13 protein-coding genes and 2 pseudogenes are annotated in these 18198 nt (G+C 69.9%); 9 read left to right on the top strand and 6 right to left on the bottom strand.

The annotated features are described in order from the left end of the window. Positions 1–14 precede the first annotated feature (14 nt). Positions 15–2780 (bottom strand): AAA family ATPase, encoded by a 2766-nt coding sequence (locus E6R60_RS14965; protein ID WP_136327035.1) that lies wholly within the window; start codon positions 2778–2780, stop codon positions 15–17. A 527-nt stretch (positions 2781–3307) separates the two neighbouring features. Beyond that, positions 3308–4843, bottom strand: coding sequence for an MDR family MFS transporter (locus E6R60_RS14960; RefSeq protein WP_136327034.1), 1536 nt, complete (start codon positions 4841–4843; stop codon positions 3308–3310). A 240-nt stretch (positions 4844–5083) separates the two neighbouring features. Between E6R60_RS14960 and E6R60_RS14955 the strand changes: the two genes are divergently transcribed. Beyond that, positions 5084–5572: a TetR/AcrR family transcriptional regulator gene (locus E6R60_RS14955; protein ID WP_136327122.1), complete on the top strand. Its 489-nt coding sequence runs from the start codon at positions 5084–5086 to the stop codon at positions 5570–5572. Positions 5573–5922: 350 nt separating this feature from the next. On the opposite strand, the gene E6R60_RS14945 is transcribed toward E6R60_RS14955, so the two are convergent. Beyond that, a complete protein-coding gene (locus tag E6R60_RS14945) occupies positions 5923–7701 on the bottom strand; it encodes an aminotransferase class I/II-fold pyridoxal phosphate-dependent enzyme (protein ID WP_136327033.1) in 1779 nt (592 codons plus the stop codon). 401 nt (positions 7702–8102) lie between these two features. On the opposite strand from E6R60_RS14945, the pseudogene E6R60_RS14940 reads away from it, so the two are divergent. Both E6R60_RS14940 and E6R60_RS14935 read left to right on the top strand, forming a co-directional pair. Continuing rightward, a pseudogene (locus E6R60_RS14940) lies at positions 8103–8282 on the top strand (MFS transporter); the annotation flags it as partial. Positions 8283–8530: 248 nt separating this feature from the next. Continuing rightward, positions 8531–8887 (top strand): hypothetical protein, encoded by a 357-nt coding sequence (locus E6R60_RS14935; protein WP_136327032.1) that lies wholly within the window; start codon positions 8531–8533, stop codon positions 8885–8887. Positions 8888–9164: 277 nt separating this feature from the next. On the opposite strand, the gene E6R60_RS14930 is transcribed toward E6R60_RS14935, so the two are convergent. Beyond that, the gene (locus E6R60_RS14930; protein WP_136327031.1) at positions 9165–10607 is read right to left on the bottom strand and encodes an aldehyde dehydrogenase; all 1443 of its coding nucleotides are present in this window, start codon (positions 10605–10607) and stop codon (positions 9165–9167) included. A gap of 190 nt (positions 10608–10797) precedes the next feature. Between E6R60_RS14930 and E6R60_RS37380 the strand changes: the two are divergent. The 5 genes and pseudogenes from E6R60_RS37380 to E6R60_RS14905 all read left to right on the top strand — a co-directional run. Next, positions 10798–11192, top strand: a pseudogene (locus tag E6R60_RS37380) (TetR family transcriptional regulator); the annotation flags it as partial. A 681-nt stretch (positions 11193–11873) separates the two neighbouring features. Continuing rightward, complete coding sequence (locus E6R60_RS14920) at positions 11874–12941, top strand: alpha/beta hydrolase (RefSeq protein WP_136327030.1); 1068 nt, start codon at positions 11874–11876, stop codon at positions 12939–12941. Between the two features lie 65 nt (positions 12942–13006). After that, positions 13007–13792, top strand: coding sequence for a creatininase family protein (locus E6R60_RS14915; RefSeq protein ID WP_136327029.1), 786 nt, complete (start codon positions 13007–13009; stop codon positions 13790–13792). A gap of 539 nt (positions 13793–14331) precedes the next feature. Then, on the top strand, positions 14332–15183 hold the full coding sequence (locus E6R60_RS14910) for an alpha/beta hydrolase (RefSeq protein ID WP_136327028.1): 852 nt from the start codon (positions 14332–14334) through the stop codon (positions 15181–15183). Positions 15184–15283: 100 nt separating this feature from the next. After that, positions 15284–16162: a helix-turn-helix transcriptional regulator gene (locus E6R60_RS14905; protein ID WP_136327027.1), complete on the top strand. Its 879-nt coding sequence runs from the start codon at positions 15284–15286 to the stop codon at positions 16160–16162. 320 nt (positions 16163–16482) lie between these two features. Here the strand turns inward: E6R60_RS14905 and E6R60_RS14900 are convergent, their stop codons facing one another. Further along, entirely contained in the window at positions 16483–16809 is a 327-nt protein-coding gene (locus tag E6R60_RS14900) for a Bax inhibitor-1/YccA family protein (RefSeq protein WP_136327026.1), read from the bottom strand. Positions 16810–16894: 85 nt separating this feature from the next. Here E6R60_RS14900 and E6R60_RS14895 point away from each other — a divergent pair, with 85 nt between their 5' ends. Then, a complete protein-coding gene (locus tag E6R60_RS14895) occupies positions 16895–17440 on the top strand; it encodes an MOSC domain-containing protein (protein ID WP_136327025.1) in 546 nt (181 codons plus the stop codon). Between the two features lie 229 nt (positions 17441–17669). Here E6R60_RS14895 and E6R60_RS14890 read toward each other — a convergent pair whose 3' ends face one another. Continuing rightward, complete coding sequence (locus tag E6R60_RS14890) at positions 17670–18083, bottom strand: hypothetical protein (protein WP_136327024.1); 414 nt, start codon at positions 18081–18083, stop codon at positions 17670–17672. Positions 18084–18198 lie beyond the last annotated feature (115 nt).

Genomic DNA, 18198 nt, shown 5'->3' with positions numbered 1-18198 from the left:
GCGCGTGCGGCCGCTCACACGTTCTGATCCGTGGGGAACTTGCCCAGCGCGTCGCGCAGTGCGGCGCGGGAGGTGATGCCGAGCTTCGGGAAGACCCGGTAGAGGTGGGAGCTGACCGTGCGCGGCGAGAGATGCATCCTCTCGCCGATCTCCTTGTTGGTCAGACCGCCCGCCGCCAGATCGGCGATACGCCGCTCCTGCCAGGTCAGCGCCGCCAGGTGGGCGGAGGAGGTGCGGGCGGGCGCGCCGGTCGCCCTGAGCTCGGCGCGGGCCCGCTCGGTCCAGGCGGGCGCGCCGAGACGCTCGAACGCCTCCGCGGCCAGTGCCAGCGGCTGACGGGCGGCCTTCCGGCCCTCGGTGTGTCGGAGGCGGATGCCGTGGGCGAGCCGGATGCGGGCGAGTTCGAAGGGGAAGGTGGTGGCGGCCGGGTGGGTTTCGGCACGGTGGTAGAGGCGGTCGGCTTCGGTCGGGTCGGTGGTGGTCATGGCGAGGGCGCCGTAGGTGATGAGGGCGAGGCGGGGGGAGATGTCGGGGAGGTGTGCCTGCTGTGCCGCGAGGGCGTGCTGGCGCGCTTGTTCGGATCGGCCGGTGTGCAGGGCTGCTTCGACGAGGTCGAGGAGGGTGCGGGAGGCCTGGTGGGCGTAGGGCTGGAAGGTGCCGGGGGGTGTGATGCCGATGGCGTGGAGGTAGGCGGCTTCGTAGTCGCCCTCGCCGAGGGCGGTGGTGGTGCCGATGGCATCGGCGATCTGGGTGAGGAAGCCGACGCCGCGGGGGCGGGCCCAGGCGTCCACGGCGGCCTGCAGTTCCCTCGCCCGGTCGGTGTCCCCGCGCAGGGCTGCCACCAGGCCCAGATACGCACGGGTGTGATGGGCGAACAGCACGTGCCGGTGCTTCGTGGTCAGTTCCAGGCAGCGCTGCCCGGTGCGCTCCGCCTCGTCCCACTCACCGACCCCGATCTGATCCAGCATGATCAGGTGCAGCATGGTCATGCCCGCGGCCATGGCCCCCGTCTCCACCTCGCGGTCCACGGTTCGCTGCAGGTGCGGCCGGTAGTGGCTGAGGGTGTCGACGTGGTAGGCGGCGACCCCCAGCCGGGTGACGTCCCAGGGTTCCAGGTGGTGGAGGCCGACGAAGGCCTCCTCGATCCGCTCGTGCACCCCCGTGCCGCGACGTACCACGTCACCCCAGGCGTTCTGGTAGATGCGCGAGTGCGGAGACACCAGATCGCCCAGAGAGCCCAGCAGTTCGTGAGACCGCTCCCACCACACCTCGTCACTGGCGTACTGGTTGATGGCCAGCAGAAGGTCGACCATGCGCGTGAGCACCTCGTCCGAGTCCTGCGCTCCGCTGTCGCGCCACTTCTCGACAGCCGCGAAGACGCGGCGCTGCGTGGACCGCACGTCCCCGTCCTCGAACAGCGCACCGTAGGCCGAGGCGACGACCGAGGCGGGAGACTCGTCCCGGCCCGGCTCCCCGTCGGACCGCACCAACTGCTGGGCCTGGTCCAGCAGACCCGCGTGACCGGCGATGAACGCCGCCCCGCCCAGCCGCCTGGAGCGTTCCGCGTGGCTCTCGCTCAGTTCCGCCGCCCGGGTCAGCCAGGCGACCGCGGCTCGCGCGCCGCCGCGCCGGGTGGCGGAGTCGGCAGCGGCTTCCAGTACGGCGGCGACCTCCTCGTCCGGGTCGACCGCGAAGGCCCCCAGATGCGTGGCTCGGCGCTCCAGGTCGTCGCCGTGCACGAGGGCGAGGGCGGCGTGAGCGGCACGCCGCTCGTTGGGGGTTGCCATCTGGACCACGGTCGAGCGCACCAGCGGGTGCCGGAAGACGAAGTCGCCGCTCAACGGGTCGATGTCCACCAGGCCGCAGGCCGCGGCCTCCTCGGCGTCCACCATGCGGTAGCGCGTGCCGCGCGAGTGATCGGCGGACGTGCCCGACCGGACGCCGTCCAGCGCGCCTCGCAGCAGCTCGGCGCGTACGACGCTGCCGAGGGATTCGATACGTGCGCCGTAGACGTGCTGCAAGCGCAACGGCAGCGGAACACCGGTGTACCCGAAGGGCTCCCCAGGTTTGCGTCCCACCCGGCTGTCACGGACGAAGGGGGGCAGTTCCAGCAGGGCGAGCGGATTACCCTGGGCCTCGTCCAGCACGACGCGGCGGACCCGGGCGTCGAGTCCGGGATGGTGTAGATCCAGGAGTTGTTCGGAGGCCTTCTCCGACAGGGTGGTCACCGGCAGTTCGGACAGCGCGGCCGTGTCGAATCCCGAGGGCACGTCGGAGCGGAGGCCGACGACCAGCTTCACCGAACTTCCGGCAAGGCGGCGCCCCACGAAGCCGCACACCTCGGTGCTGGAGGCATCCAGCCACTGACCGTCGTCGAGCACGAGCAGCAGGGGGTGCTGCGATGCCGCGAGGGAGAGCAGGTCGAGGACGGCGATTCCGAGGGTCATGACCGAGGGGGGCGTGCTCTCACCCCGCCCGAAGACGACGTCGAAGACCCTTTGGTGCACGTCGTCGAGGCGGTCGATGTAGGGCAGAAGGGGGTACAGGATCTGGTGCAGACCGGCGAACAGCAGCTCCGACTCGGCCTCGACGCCGGCCGCTCGTATCACTCGGTGCTTGTCGCCGGCCGCGAGGTCGGCGAGGTGGCTCAGCAAGGCGCTCTTACCCACACCCGTGTCGCCACGCAGCACCAGCGCCTGTCCTCCGGATGCTGCCACGAAGGCGGACAGCACCTGCTGTTCGCGTTCGCGGCCCACCATCGTTCCGACGATCGACTCCATCGTCCCCCACTTCCTTCACCGCTGGACCGGCGCCCGGCCGGCACGTCGTCGCACCCCTGCGTGCGGACTGCCGGACACGTGGCGAGCAGGTGTGGCTTCGCTGTTCCGCAATGCAGCCCGGACAGGCGCCCCGGACGCACCTGTCGAGTACGCAACGGTCCTGCCGGACCGGACTCCGCCGGGCCATGATGCTCACACCTCAGCTGAACATTAGATGTCCCGGCCCCTCTTCGTCACCCGGAATGGCCGAGAAAGTTCTTGTTGAGCAACGTTTCCGGGGCGTGATCGGCACCGACGGGCCCTGCACGCCGGGAGTGCGCGGGCCCGGTACCCTTCCGTAACCACCGGACACGTCTGCATACATATGAACTTTCCTCACATGTATCTCCCGAACGGGTACACCGCAGACGAGCCGTCGGGGGCCATGCACTGGGGCCGGCCGAGGCCTGCGCCGGACGCCGGGACGGTGCACCTCGACCGGTCGGTGACGTGCAGGGCATCGGCCGTCGAGGTGGGCCCTCCGGCGATCACGCCGCCGGGACGGTCCTCTCGGCGACGGGACGCGGGGCGGGGGTCGTGGCAGCGCTCCCGCGGGACGGCGGCAGGAACAACGCGAGCAGGATGCCGACCGCGAGCGCCGGGGCGATCCACAGATACCCGGTGGCGGTGGCGTGGGCGAAGGCCTCCAGGGCCGTGTCGCGGAGACCTGCGGGCAGGCGGCCGATGCTGTCGGGGCGGGCGGCGTCGAAGCCCCCGACGGTCGGCAGGCCGTGGGTACGGTCCGCGAAGCCGGTGTTCAGGAAGGTGCCGAAGACGGCGACTCCGAAGGCGGCGCCGGTGGAACGGGCGAAGGTGACCACCGCGCTCGCGGCGCCGAGGTCGGCGGCGGGGACGCTGTTCTGGACGGTGGTCAGGACCACCATGGGCACCATCCCGATGCCGATACCGGTGATCAGGAAGTAGGTGCCGAGTACCAGGGTGTTGGTTCCGGCGCCGATGCTGCCGAGCAGGAGCAGTCCGGCGAGGTTGGCGGCCAGGCCGGCGAGCAGGATCATGCGGAGGCGGTCGACGTGGGCGGCCCATCGCCCGGCCAGGGACTGGCTGACGACGAGACCGGCCACCAGCGGGAGCATGTGGATGCCGGAGAGAGTGGCCGAGACGCCGTGAACGATCTGCAGGTACGTGGGCAGATACACCAGGACACTGAACATGGCGGCGTTGGCGAAGAAGCCGATCAGCGAGGAGAAGACCACGGTCCGGGAGCCGAGCATGGCCGGCGGCAGGACCGGAGCGGCGGCGCGCCGCTCGACGGGCACCAGAAGCACGGCCAGAGCGACGGTGGCGGCCACCAGGGCGATGATGGCCGGTGAGCCCCAGCCCCAGCGCTCGCCGAATGAGGTGACCAGTACGAGGCCGGTGGCGATGCCCGCCAGGACGAGAGAGCCCGGATAGTCGATACGGGCACGGGCACGGGCGCCACGGGCCGCGGGGGGAAGGGCGCGCGCGGCGACGGCCAGGGCGACGGCCCCGACGGGCAGATTGACCAGGAAGGCCCACCGCCAGGACAACTGGTCGGTGAAGACGCCGCCCAGCAGGGGTCCGACGATGCTGGCCACGCCGTACACCGACCCGAACATGCCCTGGTACCGCCCGCGGTCGCTCGGGGCGACGATGTCGCCGACCAGGGCGAAGGTCAGCACGATCATGCCGCCGCCACCGACCCCCTGGAGTACCCGGGCTCCGATCAGCTCCGGAAGGTTCTGTGCGAGGCCACAGGCCACCGAGGCGATCAGGAAGATCATGGTCGAGACGAGATACAGCCGTTTGCGGCCGAACATGTCGCCGAGCTTGCCCCACACCGGCGTCACCGCCGTCGAGGCGAGCAGGTATGCGGCGCTGACCCAGGCGATGTCGTCGAACCCGTTCAGGTCCTCCGCTATGCGGGGCAGGGCGGTCGACACGATCGTCTGGTCCAGGGCCGCGAGCAGGACCGCGAGGACCAGCGCGCTCATGGCGGCGCGGACACTCCCTGCCCGGGGCGATGAGGACGGTGTCTTCGACATCGGAACGTGCCTTTCTCCCAAGGGCGGCAGGGCGGACGCGCCTGCTGCGACATGACGGCCGCGTCTCACTACATTGGCGCTAACCGGCTTATCTGTCATCGCAATGTAGCACTTAGGGGTAACTTCAACACACACGAGAGGCGTTATCTGTCGCAGGCTGCACAATCTCCCACTACACTCAATGGGGTGAGAGCCGACGCTGCACGAAATCTGGAAGCCGTCCTGACGACCGGGGCGCGCATGCTCGCCGCCGATCCGGCCACGAGCATCGCGAGCATCGCCGCCGAGGCGGGCGTGGACCGGCGCACCGTCTACCGGCGCTTCGACTCCCGCGAGGAACTCCTCGCCGCCATCCACGAATCCCGGCTCTCGGCCATCGAAACCGCCATCGAGGACGCACGCCTGCGCGAAGCACCCGTGGCCGTCGCCCTGCACCGCTACGTCGAAAACATCATCACCGTCAACCGCACCTGGCCGGTCGACCTCACCCGCATGCTCACCGACGACACCATCCGCCAACGCCGCGACGCCTACATCACCGAGGTCGACACCTTCCTCGAACGCGCCACCGACGAAGGCCTCCTACGCCCCGGACTCCCCCGAGGATGGGCAGCAGCCCTGCTGGTCGAACTCATGCACCTCGTGGTCCGGCAGTCGCCGGAGCTCAGCGCCGGCCGGGCGGCGGACATCGTCGTCGACACTCTGCTGCACGGTCTCGGCGCACCCTGACACGGGAAGGCCCCGCTGGTCACACATGCTTGGGTGCTGGTGATTGTCAGCGCGGGACGTACGAATTCGAAAGGATGCCGCCCCTCACCCCGGCCCGGCGGGCCGCCGCGGCCGCGGCGATCATGGAAGAGGGATCCGGCGCTCTGCCAGGTGATTACGCAATGTTCGGGCACGGAGGTTCTACGCTGCCCCGGAACCTGCGCGAGCCAGGTTGCCCGCCGGGCCGCAGGTCCCCGACCGCCGCGCAACCGCCGTCGGTCAGCCCACTTCGCGGTTCCGGTTCATGCCACCACCGCCCACCCCCGCCGCTCCCGGGGCCAGCCTCGGCAGACCCCGGAGCTGGGCACGGGTCACCCGGTGGTTCCAGAGGCGTAGGTGCTCCGAGACATCGGCACGATCGGGGCACGACCGGGGCGGGGCGCATCCAGAGCATCCCGGAAGGCCGACACCATGCGCGCGTTTCCCGCCGCGTCCCTCACTGCGATGCGCACCGTGCGTCCTTGGTACGCGCAGGACAGGGGCGAAAGATCCCTCAGATAGACGTTGCTTCGGCGGCAATTCTCGACGAGTTGCGCGGCGCTCGGGCCATGGGACGGCAGTGTGACGGTGAGCCAGTTGGCCACGGCTTCTTCCACCACCACGGCTTCATCGAGCCCGGCAAGCCCGTCGGCCAGTTGCCGCCGCAGGGCATGGGTGCGACGCCAGCAACCCTCGTAGTACGTCGGATCGCGCAAGGCTGCCACCGCGGCCAGCTGTGCGGGCAGGCTCACAGGCCAGGGCGGGGTGCGCCGGCGCAGCTCTGCCCCGGTGTCCGGCTCGGCCACCAGGTAAGCGGCCCGCATGCCGGACAGCGCGTACATCTTGGACAGGGAGCTGCAGACCACCACCCTTGGATCCGTCACGGCTAGGCCGGCGAGCGACTCGTCCATGTCGACGTAGCCCAGGTAGGCCTCGTCCACCCACCAGCGGGTCCGGGCCGGTGAGGCGGTGATCAGGGAACGCAGGTCCACGGCAGGTGTGTGGCGGCCCGTCGGGTTGTTCGGATTGACCACCACGACGAGGTCGTAGCGCCCGTGCGTGACGACAGCCGACAACCGGCCGGTATCCAACCGCCAACCGTCTTCGCGACGCAGCCGGAACCGGTCCACCCGGCATCCGATGACCTTCTCCGTGACGTGCGCGTACTCACCGTAGCCCGGGTCCAGGAGAAGCACCCTGCTTTGCGGGGTCAGCCACTGGACGAAGGCCCTGAAGATCAAATCGGAGGAACCGGCGCCCGGTACGAGCGATCCCATGGGCAGAGCCCGCGCCCTGGCCTTCTCCGCCAGAAGACCCTCTGCACCGGTCGGCGGCGAGGTCCGGGCGACCCAATCCGGATCGTCCGCGAGCGCCGCACGCACCCCCGGGGCGGGCGGGAACCAGGCGTCGAGCACATCTGCCGCGACCACCTCATGGCGACGGTGCAGGGAGTTGAAGTCCGTCCCGATGGCAGCGAAGGAGACGCCGCCGTGCTCGCAGCCGTCCGGTCGCGGCGCGAAGGGCACGTCCAGTCGCCAGTCCACTTGGGCCCGCAGACGCTCCAGCATGGTGCGGTAGCGGTCCGTCGTGGCCCTCGCCAGCTCGTCGACGCCGCCGCTCAGTACCTCGAACGTGACCGCCCCACTTCGAACGGTGCGCCCGACCGGCTGCAGACCGGCCGCAAGATACATGGGAAGCAGTTCGGTCCGCCCCATCGCAACGATCCGCCGGCCGCCCCGGGAGGCGATCCAGCGCAGCGCCGCGTACATCAGCAGCGGTGCCGCCGCCGTGGACCGCCAACGAGGTTCGACGGTGAGGATGCGCACCTCGAACAGATCCTGCTCGGCCAGAAGCGGCAGTTCTTCACGGGACAGGTACTTGTCCAGCGCGAATCTCCTCAGCCAGGGAGGGGTCAGGCTGACAAAGCCGATGCGGGTGCTTCCTCGTGCGGCGACCACATACGTGTTGTCGCCGTCCAAACCGTCATGAAGCTTCCCTGCGGGATTCGGCGTGTGCTGGCCCAGCTCGTGGGCGTACACACGGTGACGCAGCTCATGGATCCACTCGAGGTCCTCCACAGTGGCAGTGCGCAGCTGCAGGTCGCGGGTCATCAGTTCCTCTTTCGCTACAGGAACTTGCATCATGTGCAACGCAAATCCGCTGTGTCAGGGGCTCCGGACTCGTTCGACCCGAGTACGCGTACTCACGCACACCGGCCGTGGTGCGTGTTAGTGGCCGGACAAGGGTGGCGAGCCGGGGCGGTCCGTCCATGCCTGGAGCCCTGAAGAGGCAGTAGGCCGCCCCGGCGGTCCACGCCCGCACCCGCACCCGCACCCGCGGGTCGGTTTGCCCGTGGCACGGAAACGCACCCCCTCCGAGGGACCTCGCGGACTCTCACAGACGAGACCTCATCAGGAACCCCGGCCGTCGCCCCTGGCCGCAGGGGCCGTCCCGGACGCGCTCGCCGTCGTCGTGCAGCTCCGGCCCTCCCTCCGCAGAGAACGCGCACTGCATGAGTCATGGCATACGCGGTGGCCGTTCGGGCCAGCCACCTCGACTTCCGCCTGCTGTGGGGTGGCGAGACCGCCGCCAAGTTCGACGCGCCGGCCACAGGGGTGGCGATGCCGCCGGTCGCCGTCTCCACCCTGCACGCCAGCACGTCGAAGTCGGCCTGCTGAGCGCCGCCGCTTGGCCGTGCCCGCCGGTTCGTCTGCTCGTCGGTCAGCCGCACGTTCTCCCTGTGCAGGGCGGGCGCGTCATCGAAAGATGACTCCTCGGCGTCCGTCCGCCCCTCTCGCCGACCACACACATATGTGTCTGGCCAGTAATGCCCCTCCCGCAACATGGTTGAACATGCAAAAATCTCTCGGAGTGCATTCCCCGAATGACACGTGCCGAGGTCGTTCCCCGGCGCCGTTCACACAGGAAAGGGTGGTTCGCATGTCTACCCCCAGGGCGAAATCGCGCAGCGCTGCCGCTGTCGCCTCCATGGCCGTGGTCCTGATCGGACTCGGTGGCGGGGCGGCGAACGCTGCCGGCTGGCCTCCCCTCCAGGAGGGCGCCCACCTCTACTCGGGCCTCACCGGCACCGGCACGGTGACCGAGGTCGATCTCAACGATCTCGGTACGTGCCACACGCTGTCCCCGTCCGTCCGCTCGGTCCAGATCGCCAACGGGTCCGCTTCCCTGGAGCTGTTCTCCGGGAGCGGCTGCACGGGCTGGGCGTGGCGCTCCGGCAGTCTGACCCAGACCAACCTCCCCCAGGCGGCTCTGAGTTACCGGGTCGTCCCCGCGTAGTCGCAGCGGACTCGCGCGACCCGTCGCGGCCCGGCAGGCCGGGCCACGACGGGTCGGGCACCGGTGGAGTCGCCGAGAACGCCTGCACGCCGATCCGGGCGAACCCGTCTTCGGTCACTTTCCGGTCTTCGCGGGTTGCTCGTGCGGGCCGCCTGCCCCCTCACCCTGCTCGGGAGTGACGCGGGCGACGGACAGCCGGGAGATGCCGTCGGCGGCAGGTGGCCGGGCCCTCTGCCGCCGACGGCGTCTCTGCTGCGGCCGTACCGCAGGGCCGGGGTCAGAGGGTGATGGTCTTGTACTCGGTGTACGTGCCGAGGCCCACCGCGCCGTACTCGCGACCGATGCCGCTGGCCTTGAAGCCACCGAACGGGCCGTCGAAGGCGACGGAGGCGCCGTTGACCGTGATGGTTCCGGTGCGGATGCGGCGGGCGACGGCGAGCGCATGTGTCTCGTCGGAGGACCAGACACCACCGGAGAGGCCGTACTCGGAGTCGTTGGCGATACGGACGGCGTCGTCCTCGTCGTCGTAGGCGATGACGACCAGCACCGGGCCGAAGACCTCCTCCTGCGCGATGCGCATGGAGTTGTCGACGTCGGCGAAGAGGGTGGGGGTGACGTAGTTGCCCTTCTCCAGGCCCTCGGGGACCTCGGGGCCACCGGTGACCAGGCGGGCGCCCTCCTCGATGCCGAGCCTGATGTAGCTGCGCACCCTCTCCTGCTGGTCAGGGCGGATCATCGGGCCGATGAAGGTGTCGGGGTCGTTGGGGTCGCCGACCTTGAGCGATTCCACCAGCTCCTTCAGACCCGCCACGACCTCCTCGTACCGGCTGCGCGGCGCGAGGATCCTCGTCTGGGCGATGCACGACTCACCGTTGTTGAGGAGCGAGCCGAACTTCACGCCCGCCACCGCCTTCTCGATGTCGGCGTCCGGAAGGATGATCACGGCGGACTTGCCGCCCAGCTCCAGGCTGACCCGCTTGAGCTGCTCCCCCGCGATCGAGGCGATGCGGCGCCCGGCGCGCGTCGAGCCGGTGAAGGCGATCTTGTCGACTCCGGGGTGCGAGACCAGGTACTCGCTGGTCTCCCGGTCGGCGGGCAGCACGCTGATCACACCCTCCGGCAAACCCACCTGCTCCAGCAGATCGGCCAGGAAGCCCATGCTCAGCGAGTTCTCCGGGGACACCTTGAGTACCACGGAGTTGCCGGCGACCAGGGCAGGGATGATCTTCGACGTGGCCGAGGAGAACGGCGAGTTCCACGGAATCACCGCGGCCACGACGCCGACCGCCTCGCGGCGCACGACGCTGCGCACCCGGGATGCGGGGTCGGAGGGCGCGAGTGTCTCCTCCCAGGCGAACTCCTCGGCCGCCTTGAGGTAAGCGTTCGCCTGGCGGGTCAGGCCAGGCTGTCCGGCACGGGTGAACCAGCCTGCCGAGCCGTTCTCCAGAGAGATGAGGTGGGCGATCTTCTCCGCGTGGGCCTCCCTCAGGGCGTTGAACCGGCGCAGGGCCTCGATCCGCTCGGCGGGCGGGGTCAGCCGCCACTCACCGGACTCGAAGGACGTCCGGGCCGCGGTGACCGCGCGGTCGATGTCAGCGGGCCGGGCCTGAGCGGCGCGGGCGACCACCGACCGGTCGTGCGGCGAAGCGATGTCGAGCAGCTCGGGGTCGCTCGGCTCGGTCCAGGAACCCCCGATGAAAAGCCGGTCGTAGGTGATCATGTTCGTCTCTCTTTTCCGGTGCCTTGGTCCGCCTGGGGCTTCTAACTGTCACTTCAATGTAGCACTTCTATGAGTTAAGAGCACGTAAGGATGTCATAGATGCCATCATCCTCTACTGCAGCGTTACCTTTAAGTCATGAGAGCCGACGCTGCACGAAACCTGGAAGCCGTCCTGACGACCGGGGCGCGCATGCTCGCCGCCGATCCGGCCGCGAGCATTGCGAGCATCGCCGCCGAGGCGGGCGTGGACCGGCGCACCGTCCACCGGCGCTTCGACTCCCGCGAGGAACTCCTCGCCGCCATCCACGAATCCCGGCTCTCGGCCATCGAAACCGCCATCGAGGACGCACGCCTGCGCGAAGCACCCGTGGCCGTCGCCCTGCACCGCTACGTCGAAAACATCATCACCGTCAACCGCACCTGGCCGGTCGACCTCACCCGCATGCTCACCGACGACACCATCCGCCAACGCCGCGACGCCTACATCACCGAGGTCGACACCTTCCTCGAACGCGCCACCGGCGAAGGCCTCCTACGCCCCGGACCCCCCAAGGATGGGCAGCAGCCCTGCTGGTCGAACTCATGACGCCGGCGTCACCTCATCGGTCGCATCCGAGCCCGGGGCGGGTGGCCGCCGGAGTGGTCGACACGTTTCTGTACGGCATCGGTTCGACCTCCCCCGTGGCACCCCCTGCGGCTTCGGCTCCCAATCCGGCGTTCCTGCCGCGCCCCGTCTTCCAGGCGGGCGGACATCGGGTGCACGACCACTCCGCTCACCCCGAGTGCGGCGCGGGCCCGCCCGGTTCGGGCCGCGCGACGAACGGAGGGGTGACGCACACGGTCGGTTCCTGAGTCGGATGACCCAAGGGCGGGGAGCGCGGAGCGCATGGGCTCCTCCTGCCGCAGGTGCGCGAGCGGTCACCCGAAGGCGGAGTCGGGTGGCGCGATACGGGCGGCGGGCACATGTGTCCGTCCAGCGTGCCTGTGACTCCCTCCTGCGAACCGTCATATGACTGATGTGTCTCGTTTCGCCACGGCCCAGAGTGGGTGGCGTCGGTTCGGACATGACGTCGCACCGACACCGCTGAAGACACGTTCACGAACCTGTCCCCTCCACCGGACACGCACGTCACCTCTTTGACAGGTGACGCACCGTGTGCGAGGGTCATCGCGCCGAGGCGCCACGGCGATGTCGCACCACCGGTGCGGACGAGAGGTTTCCCTGGCGCAAGCCGGTCACCGGATACGCACGACGGAGGAATTCCCATGATCAACAGGCGTACGTTCAGCAAGGCCGTCGGCCTCGGCACGGGGGCGGCCGCGGTCTCGCTGTCCGGCCTGGGCGGCGAGGCGTTCGCGTCAAACGCCTCGCGCACAGCGGGCACCGCTCAGGCGCCCACGGTCCCAGCCATCACCCCCGGCACCCACACCGGATTCAGCAAACTCAAGCAGGTCAAGGCCGGGCTCCTCGACGTCGGTTACGCCGAGGCCGGCCCCGCCCACGGACCCGTCGTCATGCTTCTGCACGGCTGGCCGTACGACATCCACAGCTTCGTCGACGTCGCCCCGCTCCTCGCCGACCAGGGCTACCGCGTCATCGTCCCCTACCTGCGCGGACACGGCAGCACCACGTTCCTGTCCCGCCACACCCCCCGTACCGCGGAGCAGTCCGCCGTCGCGCTCGACATCATCGCCCTGATGGACGCCCTCAAGATCGACAAGGCCCTCTTCGCAGGCTTCGACTGGGGCTCACGTACCGCCGACATCATCGCCGCCCTGTGGCCCGAGCGCGTCACGTCCCTCGTGTCCACCAGCGGGTACCTCATCACCAAGGTGAAGGCGCAGCTGGAACCCGCCGCTCCGGCCGTCGAGCACAACTGGTGGTACCAGTGGTACTTCGCCAGCGAGCGCGGCAAGAAGGCCATGGAGGACGTCGACAAGCGCATCGACCTCTGCCGTTACGTGTGGACTCTCGTCTCCCCCAACTGGAACTTCTCCGACGAGACGTTCGCGCGCACCGCCGAGGCCTTCAAGAACCCGGACTACGCCTCCATCGTCCTGTTCAACTACCGCTGGCGGATCGGCCTCGTCCAGGGCGAGCGGCGCTACGACCGCTACGAGAAGCTGCTGGCGGCCCAGCCCGAGATCGACGTCCCCACCCTCACCCTGGACGCGGCGCTCGACCCGTTCACCCCGCCCGATCAGGGCGCCGGTTACCGCCACCACTTCACGGGCCCCTACGAGCACCGCACCATCACGAACATCGGTCACAACCTGCCGCAGGAGGCGCCCACGACGTTCGCCCAGGCAGTGGTCGACGTCGATCACTTCTGAGCCCCGCGCCGAGACCCACGTACTGACCCGCTCTGCGGGCCGGATGCTCCGAGGAGGAGTCCCCGATGAACCAAGTCCAGTGGAAGCGTCTGACCGCCACCGAGCTGCGTGCCCTGGCGGCACAAGACGCGGTGGTCCTGCTGCCCGTGGGTGCCACCGAACAGCACGGCCCCCACCTGCCGACCGGCGTGGACGACTTCCTGGCCTCGGAGGTGTGCCGGCGGGCGGCGGTGCTGGCCTCGGAACACACGGGCGTGGTGGTGACGCCGTCGGTGCCGATCGGGCTGTCCGAGCACCACATGGCCTTCGGCGGCACCCTCACGGTGGGGCTGCCCACGCTGCACGCCCTGCTGCGGGACATCTGCCGCTCCGTGATCCGTGCGGGTTTCTCACGCATCCTGATCGTCAATGGGCACGGGGGGAACATGACCGCCCTCAACGCCGTCACCACCGAGCTGACCGCGGAACTGACGGCACCGATCGCCTTCGCCAGCTACTTCGGTGCGGGCCGGGAGGCGGTGCGCGACACATTGGAGACCCAGGACGGCCTCATGCACGCCTGCGAGGGGGAGACATCCATGATGATGGCCGTTTTCCCCGAGCTCGTCCACGCCGAACACCTTCCCCGCGCCCATGGGCCTCGGATCACACTGCCCGCCGAATCCCCCGAACCGGTGTACATGGCCGTCCCCTTCGACCGGATCACTCCGTCCGGTGTGGCGGGTGACGCCCGGGTCGCGAGTCCCGAGAAGGGGGAGAGGCTGCTCGCGGGCTGTTCGGCGGCCCTGGCCGACATCATCGTCCGGGATCCCTGGGCGAAGGCGGACTCCACGGAGCAGCCGGTGCGGTGACGACGGCACCGGTCCGGATCCGGGCACCCCGCCCCCCGAACCGCTGCCGGGGGGCACACATGCGCCGGACCTCACGCCCGCGGCCGGGAGGAGCACTGCTCCCCCGGCTGCGGGCCTCTTTCAAGGCCGCGCGGCCCGCTGACCGGCCCGCCCAGGACGCGCGCACCCTTGGCCCGACCCACGGCTCCCCCACGGGTCCGTGCGCTTCCGCTCCCCTGCCGACTGCGCCGCCCGCCCCCTGGTCGCGGACTCGGCCCGGCTGTGCGCCGCCCGCCCCCTGGTCGGGGGCCTTCTGGGCGCCTCCGCAAGCGCGAATCGGGCCCGCGCGAAGCTTTTCGTGCCTGTAGGCCGACGCGAGTCCGTGCGACGCAGGTCGTGCGACGCGAGTCCGTGTGCACCGACGATATGCCACGAAGAGACGTCACCGGCTTGACAGGTGACGGTGCAACATGACAGATTCGTCACCGTTCAGGGTGGTGACATTGTCTCGGCGAGGCCGGCACACCGCCCGCTGTCGAAATGCCTGAGAGGGAAATGCCGTGGTGAGCAACAAGAGTGGGCGCAGGCGACTGGTCACAGGTACGGTCGCGACGATCACGGCGGGCCTGGCGCTCGGCGCGTTCGCCCTGAGCGGGAACGCCAACGGAGCGACCTCGTCCCCCGAGGCCGACCGGCACCCGAAGCCCACCATCATCCTGGAGCACGGCGCCTTCGCCGACGGCTCAAGCTGGAACGGCGTCATCGACGAACTGCGCGCCGACGGATACCCCGTCGTCGCCGCAGCCAACCCGCTGCGCGGTCCCGCAACAGACGCCGCCGCCCTGCGCACGGTCCTGGACCATGTGGAGGGCCCCAAGATCCTCGTGGGCCACTCCTACGGCGGAAACGTCATCAGTCAGGCCGCCACCGACGACCCGCAGGTCAAGGCCCTGGTCTACGTCGCGGCCTTCCTCCCGGCCCCCGGCGAGACCGCCCTGGAACTCACCGGCAAGTTCCCCGGCTCGACCCTCCCCGACGCGCTCGACCCCGTCACCTACCAGCAGGGCGACGGCTCCACCGCCACCGATCTGTACATCCAGCAGGACAAGTTCCGCCACCAGTTCGCCGCCGACGTGCCCGCGCAGCAGGCCGCTCTCATGGCCGCGGAGCAGCGGCCCGTCGCCCAGTCCGCGCTCGAGGAGAAGGCCACCACGGCCGCCTGGAGGACCAAGCCCAGCTGGGACATCATCACCACCCGCGACCTCAACATCCCCGCGGCCGTCCAGCGCTTCATGGCCAAGCGCGCCCACGCCCACACCACCGAGGTCGCGGCCTCCCACTCCGTCGCCGTCTCGCGCCCCCACCTCGTCGCCGACATCATCGAGCAGGCCGCCCGCGCCACCGTTCGCTGACCCGCCACGGGCGGGGGGCGGGGCCACGCGACCGACCCCCGCCCACCCCCGGGAACCACCGCAGAGCTGGCAGATTTCGGCCCACGGGAGAATGGACGTCATGGCCTCACACGCGGACTCCCGGGCGCTGGGTGACTTCCTCAAGTCGCGCCGGGCACAGCTGACACCGAAGGAATGTGGTCTGCCCGAGACTGCCTCCTCGCGCAGGGTCGCGGGGCTGCGCCGCGAGGAAGCCGCCCGGCTCGCGGTGATCAGCGTCGACTACTACACCCGGCTCGAGCAGGGCCGCGTCCGGGCCTCCGCGCCCGTGCTCGCCACTCTGGCCCGTGCCCTGCGCCTGGACGGGGACCAGCAGCGCTACCTCTACGAACTGGCAGGCCGGAGCGACGCGTTGCCCCGCCGCCGCCGGCCCGCACAGCGGGTACGGCCCGCCATGCGGCGGCTGCTCGACCAGCTCACCCACACACCCGCGCTGGTCCTTGGCAAGCGCCTGGACATCCTCGCCTGGAACCCTGCCGCCGTGGCTCTCTACACCGACTTCGCCGAGGTCCCCGCCGGCCGGCGCAACTACGTGAGACTGCTGTTCGCCGACTCCGTCATGCGAGGGCTGCACCGCGACTGGAAGCACGATGCCCGCGAGGCCGTCGCCGCCCTGCGGATGGAGGCGGCAGCCGACCCCGACGATCCCGAACTCAGGTGCCTCGTCACCGAGCTGACGGCCCTCGACCCCGAATTCCGCACCTGGTGGGCCGAACACCACGTCACCAGCGCGACCCACGGAACCAAGCAGTACCACCACCCCCTCGTCGGCGGCCTCACCCTCGACTGCGACACCTGGGCCGGCTCCGACGACTCCGGTCAGCGGCTGATGGTCCTCACCGCCGAACCCGGCAGCGCCTCGCACGACGCCCTGCGCATCCTCACGTCCTGGACGCCTGAACGGACAGCACCGGACCCGGTGCGCGAAACGATCTCGTGACGGTCCGCGGAGAGCCGGGACCCGTCGTAGGGACGAGGACCGGCGCGCCTCGGGCCGGACGGCCCCCGCGCAAATGAACCCGGCCGCGCCGCCGCAGCCGTGCGGCCACGCCCCCGGCCGCTCCTCGATGTTCGACGCTTATGCGAGGGCTGTGCCCGCGCGGACCGCCCGCAGGACCGCCCCTCGGCGGGGCGCACCGAAAGGCGGGATGAATCCCACGGGGGTCTCGGGGACGATCAGCCGGGTGCGGTGCTCCATGCTTCCCAGACGATGATGCCGGACACGCGACCGACGCACGCCCCGGCCGCTCCGGCACCCGGTCAGCACCGCTCGTCGGCCGGGTAGAGGGTGCACAGCCGCCCTGCCTCCACGTACAGCCACACCGGAGTCAGAACGAGCCCGAACGCCACGAGCCAGCACTGGTCGCGGGAGGCGCCGCGTGCGATGCCGTCCTCGATCTGCCGGAAGTACGTGGGCGGGACGGAGCTCCCGAGAACAGCGCCCAGGACACCCAGACAAGACCCAGGCCGACGGGGGTGCAGACCCAGACCGTCCGCGCCGGCCAACTGCCACAGCATCCAGTCCGCCAGGGCGAGAAGGCCCAGGCCGAGCAGCGCGGCGCCGCTCCTCCTGGTGGAAGATGTCACCCGGGCGGGAGGCCGCCGTGGGGTGGGCTACTTGCACCGCCTCTATGATCGACCGGCCGCAGAACGACGAAAGGTGGAGGGCGTGATGCCTGGTCAGGTGACCGCAGTGAGCTGTAACGAGGCGTACTCGTTCAGCAAGCCCACGCGCGATTCCATCAGGCTGCTCACGGGGCTCGGTGTGGAAGGAGACGTTCACGCAGGTGAGACGATCCGCCACCAATTCCGCATGACCTACGAGCCGGACCTGCCCAACCTGCGCCAGGTCCACCTGATGCACGAGGAACTCTTCGACGAACTCGCGCTCAAGGGCTTCAGGGTCTCGGCGGGCCAGCTCGGCGAGAACATCACCACGCGCGGGGTGGACCTGCTGGGGCTGCCCACCGGCGCCCTGCTCCACCTCGGGGAGCAGGCGGTCCTCGAAGTGACCGGACTGCGTAACCCGTGCTCGAAGATCAACGACTTCCGCGAGGGGATGCTCGGTGAGGTCTTCGCCATAGATCCGCTGTCCGGCGAGTTCACATTCAAGTGTGGCGTCATGGCTGTGGTCCGCTGTGGAGGGACCGTCCGCCCCGACGATGCCATCCAGGTCGAGCCCCCGCCCCTACCCCACCGCCCGCTGGAACGGGTCTAAGGGCTGTCCCGCAATTCCTGGTGGATCAGCGCGCGGCGTCAGATGCGGTGCATCGCAAGGCGGAGAGGCGCCCGCATACTGGATGTATTCGGGCGTTTCGACAACGCGGCGAGGTGCCGTAGCTGGCGTCGCGCGCCCGCCAGGAATTGCGGGACAGCCCTTAGGTTCTTGGCCCGTAGTCATCAGCGAGAGGCTGGCGGCTGGGCGGCGCCCACCGACTGATCGCCGGTCAGAGGCCGTACGGGTAGAGAGCGATCTTCTCGCGCTCCAGGAAGAGCTCGACCCACGTGCCGGCAACACCCTCGGGCAGGGGATCAGCAAGGTCCAGCAGGATCTGCGAGCCATCCACGTCCAGCACGGCTGCGCCGTCCACGGTGAGGTCCAGCCGTCCGCGCAGGACAACGCAGTGCCCACCCGGCCGGACTCCCGGTCCGACACCGACGGCCGGTTGCGCGTTCCGACCCCAGACGATGCGCTCATCGACCGTCCACTCAACGTGGTACGGGCCCGGCTTCGCGGCCTGGTCACCGCACCAGCGGACCGCTGTCCCGCCGAACGGCGTCCGGACCTGGGCCAGCCAGGGGCTCCAAGGAAACTTCGCGACCTTCACCAGTTCGACCAGCATCGGTCGATCATGCAGCATCCGCGTTCCTGCCGGAACCCGTGCAGTTTCGGCGCTGCCTGCCGCAGGTTCGCCGGAACGTGTGCGTTTTACCGAAGAAGCCGCTGCAAGCGATGGCGGTTGTCGGGATCACCCT

Origin of the sequence: Streptomyces sp. A0642 (assembly GCF_004795105.1) — a bacterium.
GTDB lineage: Bacteria > Actinomycetota > Actinomycetes > Streptomycetales > Streptomycetaceae > Streptomyces.
The sequence above is the reverse complement of the archived record's forward strand: the minus strand, read 5'-3'. Positions and strand labels throughout refer to the sequence as shown.

What these genes read in the sequence shown, in the direction of transcription:
- E6R60_RS14890 (WP_136327024.1), bottom strand. Translation starts at nt 18,083, where the DNA reads ATGCTGCATGATCGACCGATGCTGGTCGAACTGGTGAAGGTCGCGAAG.
- E6R60_RS14920 (WP_136327030.1), top strand. Translation starts at nt 11,874, where the DNA reads ATGATCAACAGGCGTACGTTCAGCAAGGCCGTCGGCCTCGGCACGGGG.
- E6R60_RS14955 (WP_136327122.1), top strand. Translation starts at nt 5,084, where the DNA reads ATGCTCGCCGCCGATCCGGCCACGAGCATCGCGAGCATCGCCGCCGAG.
- E6R60_RS14965 (WP_136327035.1), bottom strand. Translation starts at nt 2,780, where the DNA reads ATGGAGTCGATCGTCGGAACGATGGTGGGCCGCGAACGCGAACAGCAG.
- E6R60_RS14960 (WP_136327034.1), bottom strand. Translation starts at nt 4,843, where the DNA reads ATGTCGAAGACACCGTCCTCATCGCCCCGGGCAGGGAGTGTCCGCGCC.
- E6R60_RS14905 (WP_136327027.1), top strand. Translation starts at nt 15,284, where the DNA reads ATGGCCTCACACGCGGACTCCCGGGCGCTGGGTGACTTCCTCAAGTCG.
- E6R60_RS14930 (WP_136327031.1), bottom strand. Translation starts at nt 10,607, where the DNA reads ATGATCACCTACGACCGGCTTTTCATCGGGGGTTCCTGGACCGAGCCG.
- E6R60_RS14945 (WP_136327033.1), bottom strand. Translation starts at nt 7,701, where the DNA reads ATGACCCGCGACCTGCAGCTGCGCACTGCCACTGTGGAGGACCTCGAG.
- E6R60_RS14895 (WP_136327025.1), top strand. Translation starts at nt 16,895, where the DNA reads ATGCCTGGTCAGGTGACCGCAGTGAGCTGTAACGAGGCGTACTCGTTC.
- E6R60_RS14935 (WP_136327032.1), top strand. Translation starts at nt 8,531, where the DNA reads ATGTCTACCCCCAGGGCGAAATCGCGCAGCGCTGCCGCTGTCGCCTCC.
- E6R60_RS14915 (WP_136327029.1), top strand. Translation starts at nt 13,007, where the DNA reads ATGAACCAAGTCCAGTGGAAGCGTCTGACCGCCACCGAGCTGCGTGCC.